13 protein-coding genes are annotated in these 14,998 nt (G+C 68.0%); 6 read left to right on the forward strand and 7 right to left on the reverse strand.

Going from position 1 to position 14,998, the window contains the following annotated elements; translation table 11 throughout:
- Positions 1 to 66: 66 nt before the first annotated feature.
- The 3 genes from BXA00_RS05270 to BXA00_RS05280 form a co-directional block, all read right to left on the reverse strand.
- Positions 67 to 804, reverse strand: coding sequence for a sulfurtransferase (locus BXA00_RS05270; RefSeq protein ID WP_076516853.1), 738 nt, complete (start codon positions 802 to 804; stop codon positions 67 to 69).
- A 75-nt stretch (positions 805 to 879) separates the two neighbouring features.
- A complete protein-coding gene (locus BXA00_RS05275) occupies positions 880 to 1,707 on the reverse strand; it encodes an META and DUF4377 domain-containing protein (protein ID WP_076516855.1) in 828 nt (275 codons plus the stop codon).
- Positions 1,708 to 1,741: 34 nt separating this feature from the next.
- Positions 1,742 to 2,272 carry an META domain-containing protein gene (locus tag BXA00_RS05280; protein ID WP_076516857.1) on the reverse strand — a complete coding sequence of 177 codons (531 nt, stop codon included), beginning with the start codon at positions 2,270 to 2,272 and terminating at the stop codon, positions 1,742 to 1,744.
- Positions 2,273 to 2,576: 304 nt separating this feature from the next.
- Here BXA00_RS05280 and BXA00_RS05285 point away from each other — a divergent pair, with 304 nt between their 5' ends.
- Positions 2,577 to 3,728 carry an acyltransferase gene (locus BXA00_RS05285; protein WP_076516859.1) on the forward strand — a complete coding sequence of 384 codons (1,152 nt, stop codon included), beginning with the start codon at positions 2,577 to 2,579 and terminating at the stop codon, positions 3,726 to 3,728.
- Here the strand turns inward: BXA00_RS05285 and BXA00_RS05290 are convergent.
- Together BXA00_RS05290 and BXA00_RS28710 are read right to left on the reverse strand one after the other, a co-directional pair.
- Positions 3,709 to 4,119, reverse strand: a complete 411-nt coding sequence (locus tag BXA00_RS05290) for a helix-turn-helix domain-containing protein (protein WP_083714182.1) — start codon at positions 4,117 to 4,119, stop codon at positions 3,709 to 3,711. The genes BXA00_RS05285 and BXA00_RS05290 overlap by 20 nt on opposite strands.
- 149 nt (positions 4,120 to 4,268) lie before the next feature.
- Positions 4,269 to 4,622: a hypothetical protein gene (locus BXA00_RS28710; protein WP_156902740.1), complete on the reverse strand. Its 354-nt coding sequence runs from the start codon at positions 4,620 to 4,622 to the stop codon at positions 4,269 to 4,271.
- Positions 4,623 to 4,688: 66 nt separating this feature from the next.
- On the opposite strand from BXA00_RS28710, the gene BXA00_RS05300 reads away from it, so the two are divergent.
- Together BXA00_RS05300 and kch are read left to right on the forward strand one after the other, a co-directional pair.
- Entirely contained in the window at positions 4,689 to 5,501 is an 813-nt protein-coding gene (locus BXA00_RS05300) for a response regulator transcription factor (RefSeq protein ID WP_076516865.1), read from the forward strand.
- 393 nt (positions 5,502 to 5,894) lie between these two features.
- Entirely contained in the window at positions 5,895 to 7,106 is a 1,212-nt protein-coding gene (kch, locus tag BXA00_RS05305; RefSeq protein ID WP_076516867.1) for a voltage-gated potassium channel protein, read from the forward strand.
- On the opposite strand, the gene BXA00_RS05310 is transcribed toward kch, so the two are convergent.
- Together BXA00_RS05310 and BXA00_RS05315 are read right to left on the reverse strand one after the other, a co-directional pair.
- Positions 7,083 to 8,693, reverse strand: a complete 1,611-nt coding sequence (locus BXA00_RS05310) for an EAL domain-containing protein (protein WP_369825599.1) — start codon at positions 8,691 to 8,693, stop codon at positions 7,083 to 7,085. The genes kch and BXA00_RS05310 overlap by 24 nt on opposite strands.
- A gap of 74 nt (positions 8,694 to 8,767) precedes the next feature.
- A complete protein-coding gene (locus BXA00_RS05315) occupies positions 8,768 to 9,409 on the reverse strand; it encodes a TetR/AcrR family transcriptional regulator (RefSeq protein WP_076516870.1) in 642 nt (213 codons plus the stop codon).
- A 193-nt stretch (positions 9,410 to 9,602) separates the two neighbouring features.
- On the opposite strand from BXA00_RS05315, the gene BXA00_RS05320 reads away from it, so the two are divergent.
- Genes BXA00_RS05320 through rbbA form a run of 3 tightly spaced genes read left to right on the forward strand, consistent with a single transcriptional unit; the run spans position 9,603 to position 14,997 of the window.
- Positions 9,603 to 11,159: an efflux transporter outer membrane subunit gene (locus BXA00_RS05320; protein ID WP_172805851.1), complete on the forward strand. Its 1,557-nt coding sequence runs from the start codon at positions 9,603 to 9,605 to the stop codon at positions 11,157 to 11,159.
- Positions 11,160 to 11,188: 29 nt separating this feature from the next.
- Entirely contained in the window at positions 11,189 to 12,256 is a 1,068-nt protein-coding gene (locus BXA00_RS05325; protein ID WP_076516871.1) for an HlyD family secretion protein, read from the forward strand.
- Positions 12,256 to 14,997: a ribosome-associated ATPase/putative transporter RbbA gene (gene rbbA, locus BXA00_RS05330; protein WP_076516873.1), complete on the forward strand. Its 2,742-nt coding sequence runs from the start codon at positions 12,256 to 12,258 to the stop codon at positions 14,995 to 14,997. Before BXA00_RS05325 ends, rbbA begins: the two co-directional genes overlap by 1 nt.
- Position 14,998: the final 1 nt, after the last annotated feature.

The raw sequence follows: 14,998 nt of genomic DNA on the forward strand, positions 1-14,998 counted from the left end.
GAGCCCGCGTGAAGCGGGCTCTTCTCTTTGCGGCGCCGGATCGCCGGCCGCCGGGTCGCCGGCCGCTCAGCCGTTGCTGGGCGCCAGCGCCGGGTCCAGCGAGACCCGTTCATCGAACACGAAGCACTTGCCCTCGTAGCCCGGACCGCCGGTTTCCTCGAAGTACTTGAGGATGCCGCCATCGAGCTGGTAGACGTTGTCGATGCCGGCCTCGTTCATGTAGATGGCCGCCTTTTCGCAGCGGATGCCGCCCGTGCAGAAGCTGACCACCGTCTTGCCTTCGAGCTGCGCGCGGTTCGCCTGCACCGCGGCGGGGAATTGCGTGAAGCGCTCGATGCGCCAGTCGATGGCGTTCTTGAACGTGCCCTCGTCCACCTCGAAGGCGTTGCGCGTGTCCAGCATGACGACCGGACGCCCCGCGTCGTCCACGCCCTGCGCCAGCCAACGCGCCAGCGTATGCGCATCGACGCCGGGCGCACGCCCTGCGGCGGGCCGGATGGCGGGGTGATCCATGCGGATGATCTCGCGCTTGATCTTGACGAGCAGTTTTCGGAACGGCACGCCGTTGCTGTGGCTGAACTTGACCTCCAGGTCCGCGAAGCGCGCGTCGGCGCGCAGGCCCTGCAGAAAGGCGTCGATGCCGTCCGCCGCGCCCGCGAGGAACAGGTTGATGCCTTCTTCGGCCAGCAGGATGGTTCCCTTGAGCGCGGCGGCGCCGGCCTCGGCGAGCAGGCGGGCGCGCAATTCGGGCAAGGCATCCAGGGATACGAATTTGTAGGCGGCGATATTGACGACGGCAGTCATGGCAAAGCAGTGAGTACGGGCAGCAAAGCCCGTAATGATAATCGCAGGACGGATTGCCCCGCCCTGCGCCCGCGCTCAGCGGCCGACGACGTGCTGCTCGATGACGTGCTGCTCGATGACGTGCTGCTCAATGACGGCGTCCAGCACCCAGCGCAGCGACGACGCGCCCTGAGGCGGGTCCGGGTCGTTGACCTCGACCACGCGCAGGCGATATTGCACGCCGGGCTGGAAGTCGAAGCCTGTGATTTCACCGTGCCACGGCTGCCAGGGCTGGGCGGCGCTGTCCCGCACCCGATAGCACATGGCGCGGCCCGCGCCCGTGTCGCACGGCACGCGCTCGGCATCCACGTAGACGAGCTTGGTCGGCCCGCGCTGGCCGCCGGCGATCGGGTCGGCGCGGCGCCCGAAATCCAGCGTGTCGCCCGTGCTGAGCTTCCACGTCATGCGCTGCGGATTGTTGGCGTTGTCGAACGACGAGGCCGTGATGCGGGTGAGCGCCGCCAGGAAGTCCTGTTCGAGCGCCATGGCCTGCGGTGCGCAGGCCTTGCGCGTGGCGACGGGACTGGCACGCACGATCAGCAGTCCGTTGGCAAGCGTGTACGGCGCGCTGTACGCGTTGCAGCCGGCAAAGCCCATCATCCGGGGCGCGCCCTGTTCGTGGATGAATTCCGCGGTGATGGGGCGCGTGGTCGACGACGGATGCGGCACGGGACGCAAGGCGCCGCCCGGCCGCGACCAGCGCGCCAGATCCCAGCGCGTCTGCACCAGGATGTCGGAGGCCGAGGTCGGCTGGAAACGGGGATCCTGCCCGTCGGCCGCGCGCATCGGCGGCGAAGCGCAGGCGGCGAGGCCCGCGCACAGCAGGCAGGACGCCAGGCGGCGCAGGAGGACGGAAATGCGCATGCAAGTCTTCCGGTACGAGGTGCGGCGCCGGGGCTCAGGGCGTCGGCGGATCCTGGCGGCGCTCGAATTCCAGCACATCGCCGCCGCGCAGATTGAACGTCAGATGCCGGGGCGCCCCGCCGCTATCCAGCGTGAAGGTATCGATGGCGCGCAGGCCCCGCAGATAATCGGCTTCGAGCTTCGCGCGGTCGGGCGGCACGCAGGCCATGCGCGTGGAGGCCGGCGCGTCGATGAAGAGCTTGTTGCGTTCCAGCTTGTACGTGCCGGTATAGCGGTTGCAGCCGGAAAAGCCGTTGACGTGGTATTGCTTGCCTTGCGCCAGGAACGTGAGCCGGATGGGTTCGCCGTTGTCGCCGTGCGGGATGTCGCGCAACGCACCGCCGGCCTGCGTCCAACGGACCAGTTCCCAGCTTGTCTGCGCCAGCGAATCCGCGCTGCTGGCTGCGCTGGCGGCCGCGGCGCCTTCGGGACGCGCGCCGCCGGTGGTGCCGGCGCAACCGGCCAGCGCCGCGGTCAACAGCCCCAGGCAGAGCAGCCTGTTGGGCGTGGACAGGAGGGTGGGCATGGGCGGGACTCCAAAAGGTTCGTACCGCCGTACTGTAACCGGCCTGGGCCGCGCGGGCGATTTTTCTCCGCCCTACAGCCGTATCCAAAAGATGCACCGCAGGCCCCCGGTTCTAGCTCCGATGATCGGGCGTCTTGCATCGAATGCCGCATGGCGGGCGCTGGCGACGGCGCGCAGAATCAACGACAGTCGTGGTCTCCGGCCGAACAGAAATACAGGGAAAGAGGAGCGGAACAAGCGACCACCGCAAGCGCAGTGTCCGGCCCATCGGGCCTGAGAACAATATCGACCGGGGAGATGCGCGATGGGTTTCTTGAGAACGTTACTGGCGCTGTCGGTAGTGCTGGACCACCTGGGCGGCGGCTATGCCGACCAGCTTGTCGGCGGCCGGCTGGCCGTGCAGCTTTTCTATGTGATTTCCGGCTTCCTGATTTCGTATGTGCTGACGGCGACGGACAATTACCAGGGCGCCACCGGCAAGTTCTACGCGAACCGGTTCCTGCGGCTGTTTCCCATCTATCTGGCGGTGGCGGCCTTGACGCTGACGGCTCACATCGTAAGCGGCGGCTCATTCTTCCGTCTCTACGAATCGCTGCCCTTCAGCGCCGAAGTCTTCCTGTTCCTCTCCAACCTCTTCATCTTCGGCCAGGACTGGCTGATGTTCTTCGGGATCCGGGACTCCGCGCTGGCCTTCACAGGCAGCTTCGCCAACAGCGATGTCCCGCTCTACAAGGGCCTGCTCGTGCCGCAAGCCTGGACGCTGGGCGTGGAAATGAGCTTCTACCTGGTTGCGCCCTTCATCCTGCGCTCGCCGCGCCGGCTGCTGATGCTGCTGGCGGCCTCGCTGGCGCTGCGCGCCGTGCTGATCGCGACCGGCGTGGGCCGCTCCGATCCCTGGACCTACCGCTTTTTCCCCACCGAACTGGCGCTGTTCCTGATCGGCTCGCTGTCGCATCAGGTGGTGCTGCCGCGCATGAAGGCGTGGACGCAGCGCGTGAAGCGGCTGCCCGAGTTGGGCACGGGCATCCTCTTCCTCTATGTCCTGGCGCATTTTTCGATCGGCATCCATCCCACCGTGCGCGATGGCCTGGCCGTCCTGCTGTTTGCCGCGCTGCTGCCGCTGGCCTTCCTGTTCCAGTCGCGGCACCGGCTGGACAAGGCGATCGGCGAATTGAGCTATCCGCTCTACATCTGCCACATGCTGGTCATCATGGCGTTCAGTTGGCTCATGCACGACGTCCAGGAACACCAGCCGATGCTGTTCGCCGCGATGGCGATCACGGGCTGCATCGGCGTGTCCGCCGTGCTGAACTACCTGATTGCCGATCCCGTGGAACGCCTGCGCAGCCGGCTGCGCACCGACGCCAAGGGCGCGGGGACGTCTCCCGCGGCCGACGCCGCGCGGCGGCCACCGGTCCCCGCCCAACCGATGGGGACTATTCGCCGCGTGCCTTGATGTAGGCGGCCAGCACCAGTTCGATCTGCCGCCTTTCCTGCCGGCTGAGGCGCGAGTAGGCGGAGTAGGAAACGGTTTCGAAGGGCCAGGCGGGCGGATCGGGAATCTCCCCGATGCCGTCCGCAATGCTGTCCGGCAGGACGTGGCCGGTCGGCGCGTCGAGCATCGGGCCTTCGCCGGTGCTGAGCCACAGGGCACTGACGCGCAGCGCGCGCGTCAGCTTGATGAGCGCATCGCTGGAAGGCTGCAGGCGCTGCCCGCTTTCGTAGTTGCCGATGGCGCTTTGCGACAGGTTGCTCGCGACCGCCAAGTCTTTTTGAGTCCATCCCTGAAGCATTCTTGCGTTGCGCAGACGATGGCTAAACGTGTCCAATCGATCAACCCGAGACATTAATTTGCATGGTTTTATTTGATTAAAGCATTTCAATTCCACGGCCAAACATATGGATTAGACCCCATTTTCCGGGCTAATCCATAAATCGCCGCATGCCCCCCGCCGGCCGTGCAAGACCTGGCCCGCGCGCCAGCCTTTTGCTCTGCCTAGAAGCCCGCAAAGTCCATATCTATCAACCGCTTGCGAAGGATCCCCATCCCCGCCGCGGCTACTGGACCGCTGAGCCCGCCGCCCCAACGGCGCGCGAAAAAAAGCCGCGCAAGTTTATGGGCAAGTCTGCTGACAAAAGAGAAAATAATGTATCGGTAATACATAATAAATTGTTGATGCAAAGCCCGAATCAAACGGCGTTTCAATGGAATGACCCGACTTTCGAGCGCAAGGACTGTTACCGTCCGAAACCATAGAAACGTATCTTCACAAAAAAACACGCCCGTGTTTAAATGAAACACAGGCGTGACTCCATGAGGGAAAGCGCCCACAACGGCCGGCAACGGCATGGCTCTGCCAGGCGCCCGGCTTTTCCGGCGCCAGCGCCCTGCCGCGCCGCCTCATTGGAAGCATCAATGAACAACACGCTGGATGTCATTTTTCTTGGCAATGACAACGCCAGGCATGCCAGACTGGTCGAATCCCTATCCCACCTGGGATTCAACGTCCGCCGCTGCCACGATCTCGTGGATGTCTACGACAGGTACTCCCGCCAGCCCAGCCCCCTGGTGGTCCTGGAAGCTCCCCTCCCCGATGTGCACAACGCCGCCGTGCGGCTGCGCGCCATCGACCGCAGCCTGGGCATCGTCGCCATCGCCGAATTCGCCGACGCCGAAAGCCGTATCCGCACCCTGCTCTGCGGCGCCGACGCGTGCCTGCCGCCGGATGTCACGGGACTGGAACTGGCGGCGGTCCTGCAGGCCCTGGTGCGGCGCGCGGTAGGCCTGGACGGCCTGGATCCCGCGACGGACGCGCACGCCGAAGAGCCCGAGCAGGCGGGCTGGCGGCTGGCCAACAAGGGCTGGACCCTCATCAGCCCGAAGGGCAGGACGCTGGGACTGACGACGGGGGAACGCGATTTCCTGACGCGGCTGGTGAAGGCGCCCGACCGCAAGATCAGCCGCGATGCATTCCTTGCCGACGGGGCGGACGAAGCCGACAGCGGCATCACGCGGCGCCGCTTCGTGGATGTGATGATCAGCCGGCTGCGCCGCAAGGCCGCGGCCAATCAGATGACGCTGCCGATACGCGCGGTCCATGGATGGGGCTACATGTTTGCCGCCGACATCACGCTGGATCTGGACTACCGGGTGACGGGCGACAGCGGCCGCGCGGAAGGCCAGCAGGCCTGGCGCAGCGAAGAAGCGGACGCGAGCGCGTCCGTCTAGACGCCGGCCGGCGCAAGGCCGACAGGCGAAAAAAACGCGGCGCTGCCCCCGAAGGGTAAGACGCCGCGCTAAAACAACACGTGAGCCTGGAGTCATCGGCCGGCACCGATGCCTTCTACCTGGATCACGCGATTCCAACATTCGTGCCTCATACTACTCACGCACGGTCCGACCGTGGACCTGCGCCGGGTCTCTAGTCCCTGCGCAGGCTGCAACGTGATCAAAGCCTGGCAATGCGCCCACCCTGGCTGCTGGCGGGCGTTACTGCCATATCAGCGGCGTTCCTTCCGGATAGCCGCGTGATGAGGAAAGTTTAGGACCTTGGACGCGTTTCCAGTAATTCTTTGTTGATAGTCTTCCATACCATATTGATATAGGAAGAACGTGCCTTCGATGCCTCTGCCCAAGCCTTCCCTGCGCCATCGCTTCCGCAAGATACTGGCGCTGTTTCCGCCCAACTGGTGCCTCGCCATCCTGGTGGCGCTGGACGGATATGCCTTCATGCATCCCGTGCTGCGCGAAGTCCGTGCGCGCGAATATTCGTTCTGGCTCGCGCTGGACAACTGGCACGAGATCATGCGCGTGGTTGGGCTGCTGGAAATTCCACGGCTGGTGCTCGGCGTCGGCCTGCAGGTCATTGCGCTGGGGCTGATCCTGAAAGCGCGCATCGCGTGGGCGTTCTCGCTGGTGCTGCTGATCGGCGTGGGCACCTTCTCCATCCTGGGCGATGGCGGCCGCGCGGGCCTGGGGCTCTACACCCTGATTCTCGTGATCGCGCTGGTGGTCTATTGGCGGCGCTTCGATCGCGCCAGCGTGACCGCGGGCTCGCTGTTCGCGCTGGTGAGCGTGCTGTCGCTGATGATCTACGCGGTATTCGGCACGCTGTACCTGGGCAATGAATTCAATCCCCCCATCCTGGACGCGGGCACCGCGCTTTACTTTTCGATCGTATCCATGTCGACCGTGGGCTATGGCGACATCACGCCCCACAGCGGCACGGCGCGCCTGTTCACCGCGTCGATTATCATCCTCGGCATTACCGTGTTCGCCACGTCCGTCAGCGCGATCGCCGGGCCGGTGATCGGCGGCAACCTGAAACGGCTCGTCAAAGGCAGGTTTTCCTCCGCCATGAGAAAGAACCACATCATCATCGCCGGCGCCACGCCCCTGGCGCTCAGCGTCTATCAGGGTCTGCGCCACCGCAACGAAGAAGTCACCGTCATCGTGCCGACCGGCATGGCGCACGACTACCCCGTGTCCACCGACCTGATCGAGGGCGATCCCTCCAGCGTCGACGTGCTGCACGTGGCGGGCGTGGGGCGGGCGCGTTATGTGCTGGCGCTGCGCGACGACGATGCCGAGAACGCCTTCATCGTGCTGGCCGCCAAGGAAGCCACCGGTCCGCACGGCGCCAAGACCGTCGCCCTGGTGAACACCAGCAAGCATCTGGAGAAGATCCGCCGCGTGCAGCCCGATCTGGTGTTTTCGGTGCAGTTGCTGGGCGCCGAACTGCTGATGCGTGCCATCAACGGCGAGCCCATGGACAGCCAGGCCATCACCGACCTGTTCTTCGCCAAATCCTCAGCCGACGCCAAGGCGACCTGATTCGCGCCGCGCCCCGCGGGGCAAGGGGTGGTCGGCATACCAGCGCACGAACTGCTCGGACGGCATGGGCCGCGCGAACAGATAGCCCTGGATGAACGTCACGTCGCGCCGCGCCAGGTAGTCGAACTGATAATCGGCTTCGACGCCTTCGGCCAGCACGGACAGGCCCAGCCTATGCGCCAGGGCGATGATGGCGTCCAGCACCGGCGCCTCTTGCCCGTCAGGCTCGATGGCCTGCACAAAGCCCTTGTCGATCTTCAGGTAGTCGACGGGAAATCGTTGCAGATAGGAAAGCGAGCAGTGCCCCGTGCCGAAGTCGTCGATGGCCACGCGCACCCCGCGCGCGCGCAGGGCGTCGATGTTGCGCCGAGCCTGGCCGTCGTCGGCGATCAGGCTGCGTTCGGTGATTTCAAGCACCACGACGGGCTGGCGCGCCGCGATTCCCGCCGCGAAGCGCTCGACGTCGGACGCCAGGGCGGGACTGGACAAGTGCTCGGCGGCGATGTTGACGCCGACGTGAAACCCGGGCGGCGTGGCCCAGCCGCCCATGTCGCGCTCGATCAGCGCGAACAGGTGGCGCGTCAGCGGGACGATCATGCCTTGCGCCTCGGCCGCGGCAATGAACAGGTCAGGCCGCACGTCGCCCTGCCCGGGCCGATGCCAGCGCATCAGCGCCTCGACGCCGCTGCACTGGCCCGACACATGGCTGTACACGGGCTGGTAATGCACCCGGAATTCGTCGGCCAGGATGGCGCGCCGCAACTTTTCCTTGATGGACTGACGGTTGGTCTGCAGCCGGTGGGCGGCGACGGCCAGGCAGACGCCGATCAGCACCGCGAAGGGGAGGTAGGTGAGCATGAGCTGCTGCCAGGCCAGGACGACGGCCTCGGGCGGCGCCTTGACGCGGATGGTCACGGCGGCGCGCCCGTCGTAGAGCGTGGTCTCGCCATGCACCAGTTGGCCGTGCGTCGCGGCAGACCCCTTGGAATCGCTGTGTATCGACGCGGCGCCCTCGCCCACGATCAGCTCGATCCGGTAATCGCGCAGCGTGGCGACGGCACCGAGCAGGTCCTGAAGATGGCGCCCGTCCACCACGACCACGCCGCTGTGCCCGTCGACGCCCGGCCGCCCCAGCAGGATGGCGGGCCGTTCGGGCGCGAGGGGCGTGCCGGACACGGTCACCAGCCATTGGTCCGGCGGCGTGTCGACCGACCATCTGCGAAATCCCGACAACGGATAATCGGTCTGGCCCACCGCCGACGAGCAGTAGACCCGGTCGCCGCGCACCAGAAAGAGCGACCGGAAGTAGGGATTGAGCATGCCCCAGCGCCGCAGGTCGGGCAGCGCCTGCTCGCATGGCAGGGCCGTCAGCGCGGCCACTCTGTCGAGCATTTCCCAGGCCTGTCCCAGGATGTGCTGGGCCTGGACCCGCACGATGCGCGCGGCCGACTCGGCTTCCTGGCGCTCGGCGTTGCGGGCGTGCCATCCGGTCCAGGCCACGCAGGCCAGCACCGGCAGCACCAGCGCCAGGGCCACAGGCAGATACCGCCACGACGATACGCGTTCCATCAAGACCGATGTCGGCAAAGGGTCTCCGCTTAAGGATCGCTGCGATTGGCGCGAGCGCACCGTTCGGATGGGACACCAAGCGCCGCGCGGCGTCAAGAACCGCGTGCGGCGCACGGGGATCTGGCGGCCGGGTCCAGCAGTTCGACCATCATGGCCACGTGCGCCTCGCGGCGGTCCTGCAGGCGGACGGGCTCGTCCGGGTCGGCCAGCGCGGCCAGGACGACGGTATGCACCACCGGCGCCAGCAGCAGCCACGGCTGGCGCAGCGCCACGCTGTCGCGGCACAGCCCCCGCTCGCGCGCCAGCGCCAGCAGGCGGCCCAGATCGGCGAAATGCGTGGCGGCCGTTTCGTGGCGCCAGCGGGCCGCCAGGTGCGGCACCCTGCCGCTTTCGGCGAGCAAGAGGCGCAGCGTGCTGATCATGGCGGGATTGGCGAGGCGGTCGTGCAGATGATCGGCGATGCGTTCGGCCAGCGCCTGCACGGAATCCGCGTCGCTGACGATCGCGTCGACATCGAGCGGCGCAGGCGCGAGGTGGCGCTCGAGCAGCGCCTCGAAGACGGCTTCCTTGCTTGTGAAATGGGCGTACAGCCCGCCCTTGGACAGGCCTGCGCCGCGCGCGATGTCGTCCATGCGCGCCCCGGCATAGCCTGCCTGCGAAAACGCCCGCAGCGCGGCGTCGACGATCTGGTCGACCCGCACCGACGGCGGAAGACGACTGCGCTGCCTGTCCATCTTGGTGGCTCCGTGTTCGAGATGAGGCGATTACATACCGACCGGTCAGTCGTTACCTTGACCCGGATCAATGAACGATCGAGGCACGCTGGGCAAAATAGGCGCATGCCCTGGCGCCGGGGCCGACCGCGCGGCACGCCACCAGCCTGCCGCCCGCGCCACGCCCCCGGCCGTCGAGCCGGAGAACCGCCGCATGAAAGCTCCCGTGTCCGCCGCCAAGATCACCGCCCGCCTGGCTCCCGCCGCCCTGGCGCTGCTGCTGGCGGCCGGCTGCGTCTCGCTCGCCCCCGATTACCAGCGCCCCGCGCTCCCCGTTCCGGCGGAGTATCCGGGGGCCGGCCATCCGGGGGCCGGCCTACCGGGGGCCGACCTACCGGCGGCCGGCGTTCCGGGGGCCGGCCATCCAGAGGCTGGCCATCCGGCCCCCGCCGACTCCCCCTCCCCCTCGCCCCAAGATCCCGCCGCCCGCATTGCCTGGCAGCGCTACTTCACCGACCCCGCGCTGCAGCGCCTGATCGCCACCGCGCTGGACAACAGCCGCGACCTGCGCGCGGCGTTGCTGCGGGTGGAAGAAGCGCGCGCGCTGTACGGCATCCAGCGCTCGGACCAGTTCCCCTCGGTTGGCGTGCAGGCGCAGGGCTCGCGGGCACGCGTGCCGGCGGACCTGAACCTGACGGGCCAGCCGCAGATCTCCAGCCAGTACCAGGCGGGCCTGGGCATGGCGACCTGGGAACTGGACTTCTGGGGCCGCGTGCGCAGCCTGAGCGATGCGGCGCTGGAGAACTATCTGTCCACCGAGGCCGCGGCGCAGGCTGCCACGCTGAGCCTGATCGCCCAGGTCGCCGACAGCTACCTGACGCTGCGCGAACTGGACGAGCGGCTGGAACTCACGCAGGAGACCATCGCATCGCGCGCGGAGTCGCTGCGCATCTTCCGCCGGCGCTTTGAAGAAGGCGCCATCTCCAAGCTGGACCTCACGCAAGTGGACACGCTGTGGCAGCAGGCCAAGGCGCTGGGCACGGAGCTGGAACGCACGCGCGCCGCGCAGGCCCACGCCCTGGAGCTGCTGGTGGGCGCGCCGCTCGACCTGCCCGCCGGCCCGGCGCGCCTCAATGACGAGGCCGTCATGCGCGAGCTGCCGGCCGGGCTGCCGTCGGACCTGCTGACCAACCGCCCCGACATTCTTGCGGCCGAGCATCGGCTCAAGGCCGCCAACGCCAACATCGGCGCTGCCCGCGCCGCGTTCCTGCCCAGCATCACGCTGACCGGCGCGTTCGGCACCGCCAGCGCCGAACTGGACGGACTGTTCGCGGGCGGCAGCCGCGCCTGGAACTTCGCGCCCAGCATCAACCTGCCCATCTTCGATGCCGGCCGCCGGCAATCGTCGCTGGATCTGACTGAGGCGCGGCGGGACCTGGCCGTGGCCAACTACGAGCAGACCATCCAAAGCGCCTTCCGCGACGTGTCCGACGCCCTGTCCTCGCGCCGCTGGCTGGCCGAACAGGTGGACGTGCTGCGCGCCACCGTGGCCGCCCAGGCCGAACGCACCCGCCTGGCGCAATTGCGCTACGACCACGGCGCCTCGCCCTACCTGGAGGTGCTGGACGCCAAGCGCGACCTGCTGGCCGCGCAGCAACAGCTCGTCGAGACGCGCCGCGCGCTCCTGTCCAGCCGCGTCGGCCTGTATGCCGCGCTGGGCGGGGGCTCGCTGGCCGCTGCAACGCCCGGCCCGGGCACCGCCCAACGCTGATTGGCAGACAAGATCAAGGACACGCCCAGATGCCGCTACCCACCCGAAAACTGATCCCCCTGATTGCCCTCGCGGTCCTCGCGGCCGCCGGCTATTACGGCTGGCGCATGCTGGCGGACACCGGTCCGGGCGCGGCCTTCATCAGCGGCAACGGCCGGATCGAAGCCACCGAGATCGACGTCGCCACCAAGCTGGCGGGCCGTGTGCAGGAGGTGCTGGTCACCGAGGGCGACTTCGTCTCGCCGGGCCAGCCGCTGGCGCGCATGCAGATCGACACGCTGCAGGCGCAGCGCGAAGAGGCGCGCGCGCAGCATCAGCAGGCGGTCAACGGCGCGGCCAGCGCCGCGGCCCAGGTGGCGCAGCGCGAGAGCGACAAGCGCGCGGCCGAGGCGGTGGTGGTGCAGCGCGAGAGCGAGCTGGACGCGGCGCGCCGGCGGCTGGCCCGCTCCGAGACGCTGTCCAAGGAAGGCGCCTCGTCGATCCAGGAACTGGACGATGACCGCGCGCGCGTGCGCAGCATGCAGGCGGCGGTCAATGCCGCGCGCGCGCAGGTCACGGCCGCCGCCGCGGCCATCGACGCGGCGCGGGCCGCGCAGGTGGGCGCGCAATCGGCCATCGCCGCCGCGCAGGCCACCGTGGCGCGCATCGATGCCGACATCGCCGACGGCGAACTGCGCGCCCCGCGCGCCGGCCGCGTCCAATACCGCGTGGCCCAGCCGGGCGAAGTGCTGGGCGCGGGCGGCAAAGTCCTGAACATGGTCGACCTGGCCGACGTCTACATGACCTTCTTCCTGCCCGAACAGGCCGCCGGCCGCGTCGCGCTGGGCCAGGACGTGCGCATCATCCTGGACGCCGCGCCCGAGTACGTCATTCCCGCCAAGGTGTCGTTCGTCGCCAGCATCGCGCAGTTCACGCCCAAGACCGTGGAAACCGCGAGCGAGCGCCAGAAACTGATGTTCCGCGTCAAGGCGCAGATCAGTCCCGAGCTGCTGCGGCGGCACCCCACGCAGGTCAAGACCGGCCTGCCCGGCGTGGCTTGGCTCAAGCTGGATCCGGACGCCCGCTGGCCCGCCAACCTTGAAGTCCGGGTGCCCTGATGGCCGCAAGCGCCCCGCCCGTCGTCACGCTGACCGATGTCGGCCTGCGCTACGGCAAGACGCGCGCGCTGGACGGCATCACGCTGGACATCCCCGCCGGGCGCATGGTGGGACTGATCGGTCCGGACGGCGTGGGCAAGTCCAGCCTGCTCGCGCTGGTGGCGGGCGCCCGGGCGGTGCAGCAGGGCAAGGTCGAGGTCCTGGGCGGCGACATGGCCAGCCGCCGCCATCGCGAAGCCGTCTGCCCGCGCATCGCCTATATGCCGCAAGGGCTGGGCAAGAATCTCTATCCCACCCTGTCGGTGGAAGAAAACCTGCAGTTCTTCGGCCGCCTGTTCGGCCACGACGAGGCCGAACGGCGGCGGCGCATCGACAGCCTGACCCAGAGCACCGGCCTGTCCGCCTTTCTGTCCCGCCCCGCGGGCAAGTTGTCGGGCGGAATGAAGCAGAAGCTCGGCCTGTGCTGCGCGCTGATCCACGACCCCGACCTGCTCATCCTGGACGAGCCCACCACCGGCGTCGACCCGCTGGCGCGGGCGCAGTTCTGGGACCTCATCGGCGAGATCCGGCGCGAACGCAGCGGCATGAGCGTCATCGTGGCGACGGCCTACATGGACGAGGCCCAGCGCTTTGACTGGCTGATCGCCATGGACGAAGGCCGCGTGCTGGCGACCGGCACGCCCGGCGCGCTCCAGGACCGCACCGGCGCGCAGACGCTGGAGGCCGCCTTCATCGCGCTGCTGCCCGAGGAAAAGCGGCGCGGCCACCAGCCGGTCGAGATCGTGCCGCTGGCCCTGGACGAGCACGCCGGGATCGCCATCGAGGCGCGCGACCTGACCATGCGCTTCGGCGACTTCGTCGCCGTGGACCACGTCAATTTCCGGATCCGGCGCGGCGAGATATTCGGGTTCCTGGGCTCCAACGGCTGCGGCAAGTCGACCACCATGAAAATGCTGACCGGACTGCTGCCCGCCAGCGACGGCCAGGCCTGGCTGTTCGGGCAGCAGGTCGATCCGCGCAACCTCGATACCCGCCGCCGCGTGGGCTACATGTCGCAGTCCTTTTCGTTGTATGGCGAACTGACGGTGCGGCAGAACCTGGTGCTGCACGCCCGGCTGTTCCACGTGCCCGAGGCCGACATCCCGGCGCGCGTGCACGAAATGGTCGAACGCTTCGGCCTGGGCGACGTGCTGGACGCGCTGCCGCAGAACCTGCCCATGGGCGTGCGCCAGCGGCTGTCGCTCGCGGTGGCCATGGTGCACAAGCCCGAACTGCTGATCCTGGACGAACCGACCTCCGGCGTGGACCCGGTGGCGCGCGATGGCTTCTGGCGCCTGTTGATCGAGCTGGCCCGCAAGGACCACGTCACGATCTTCATATCCACGCACTTCATGAACGAGGCGCAGCGCTGCGACCGCATTTCGCTGATGCATGCGGGCAAGGTCCTGGTGAGCGCCTCGCCCGATGAGATCACGCGGCTGCGCGGCGCCAGGACGCTGGAAGATGCGTTCATCGCCTATCTGATCGACGCCGGCGCCGGAACCGCCGCCGGCGAGGCCGAGGGCGCGGCGCTTCCGCCGGAAAATGCGCCCCCGCCCGCCGAACCGCCGCGTCGTCGCTTCAGCCTGCATCGCGCGTTCAGCTACATGTGGCGCGAGTCGCTGGAGCTGCGGCGCGACCCCGTGCGCGCCACGCTGGCGCTGATGGGCTCGCTGCTGCTGATGTTCGTGATGGGCTACGGCATCAGCCTGGACGTCGAAGACCTGCGCTACGCGGTCATGGACCGCGACCAGACCGGGCTGAGCCAGAACTACAGCCTGAACCTGTCCGGGTCGCGCTACTTCATCGAACGGCCCCCCATCGCCGAATATGCGGAACTGGACGCGCGCATGCGCAGCGGCGAGCTGTCGCTGGCGATCGAAATTCCGCAGGGCTTCGCCCGCGACGTGACGCGCGGCAAGGACGTCCAGATCGGCGTGTGGATCGACGGCGCCATGCCGCAGCGCGCCGAAACCATCCGCGGCTACGTGCTGGGCATGCACCAGGGCTGGCTGGCGCAGCAGGCGCGCGAGCGGCTGGGCGCCCGCGCGCAGCCTGCCGTCAGCGTGGAGACCCGTTTCCGCTACAACCCGGACGTGCGCAGCCTGCCCGCCATGGTGCCCGCCGTGATTCCCTTGCTGCTGCTGATGATGCCGGCGATGCTGACCGCGCTGGCGGTGGTGCGCGAAAAGGAGCTGGGCTCGATCATCAATCTCTACGTCACGCCGGTGACGCGGCTGGAATTCCTGCTGGGCAAGCAGGCGCCGTATGTGGCGCTGGCGATGTTGAACTTCCTGCTGATGGCGCTGCTGGCCGTCACGCTGTTCGGCGTGCCGATCACCGGCAGCTTCGCCACCTTGCTGCTGGCGGCGCTGATCTACAACGTGGTGGCCACCGCCATCGGCCTGCTGGCCTCGACGTTCACGCGCAGCCAGATCGCGGCGCTCTTCTTCACGATGATCGGCACGCTGGTGCCGGCGGTGCAATTCGCCGGCCTGCTCAACCCGGTGACCTCGCTGGAGGGCGGCGGCCGGCTGATCGGGCAGGTCTATCCCGCCACCCACATGCTCACCATCAGCCGCGGCGTGTTCAGCAAGGCGCTGGGCTGGCACGACCTGCAGGCCTCGTTCTGGCCCCTCTTGATCGCCATTCCGGTCATCCTGGGCGCCTCGGCGCTGTTGCTGAAAAAGCAGGAGACCTGAC

This window comes from Achromobacter sp. MFA1 R4, assembly GCF_900156745.1.
Taxonomy (GTDB): domain Bacteria; phylum Pseudomonadota; class Gammaproteobacteria; order Burkholderiales; family Burkholderiaceae_B; genus Achromobacter.

Coding starts and splice junctions, on each gene's coding strand:
- BXA00_RS05320 (WP_172805851.1), top strand. CDS start 9,603: ATGAAAGCTCCCGTGTCCGCCGCCAAGATCACCGCCCGCCTGGCTCCC.
- BXA00_RS05280 (WP_076516857.1), bottom strand. CDS start 2,272: ATGCCCACCCTCCTGTCCACGCCCAACAGGCTGCTCTGCCTGGGGCTG.
- BXA00_RS05270 (WP_076516853.1), bottom strand. CDS start 804: ATGACTGCCGTCGTCAATATCGCCGCCTACAAATTCGTATCCCTGGAT.
- BXA00_RS05315 (WP_076516870.1), bottom strand. CDS start 9,409: ATGGACAGGCAGCGCAGTCGTCTTCCGCCGTCGGTGCGGGTCGACCAG.
- BXA00_RS28710 (WP_156902740.1), bottom strand. CDS start 4,622: ATGCCGTTGCCGGCCGTTGTGGGCGCTTTCCCTCATGGAGTCACGCCT.
- BXA00_RS05290 (WP_083714182.1), bottom strand. CDS start 4,119: ATGTCTCGGGTTGATCGATTGGACACGTTTAGCCATCGTCTGCGCAAC.
- BXA00_RS05275 (WP_076516855.1), bottom strand. CDS start 1,707: ATGCGCATTTCCGTCCTCCTGCGCCGCCTGGCGTCCTGCCTGCTGTGC.
- BXA00_RS05285 (WP_076516859.1), top strand. CDS start 2,577: ATGGGTTTCTTGAGAACGTTACTGGCGCTGTCGGTAGTGCTGGACCAC.
- BXA00_RS05325 (WP_076516871.1), top strand. CDS start 11,189: ATGCCGCTACCCACCCGAAAACTGATCCCCCTGATTGCCCTCGCGGTC.
- BXA00_RS05300 (WP_076516865.1), top strand. CDS start 4,689: ATGAACAACACGCTGGATGTCATTTTTCTTGGCAATGACAACGCCAGG.
- kch (WP_076516867.1), top strand. CDS start 5,895: ATGCCTCTGCCCAAGCCTTCCCTGCGCCATCGCTTCCGCAAGATACTG.
- rbbA (WP_076516873.1), top strand. CDS start 12,256: ATGGCCGCAAGCGCCCCGCCCGTCGTCACGCTGACCGATGTCGGCCTG.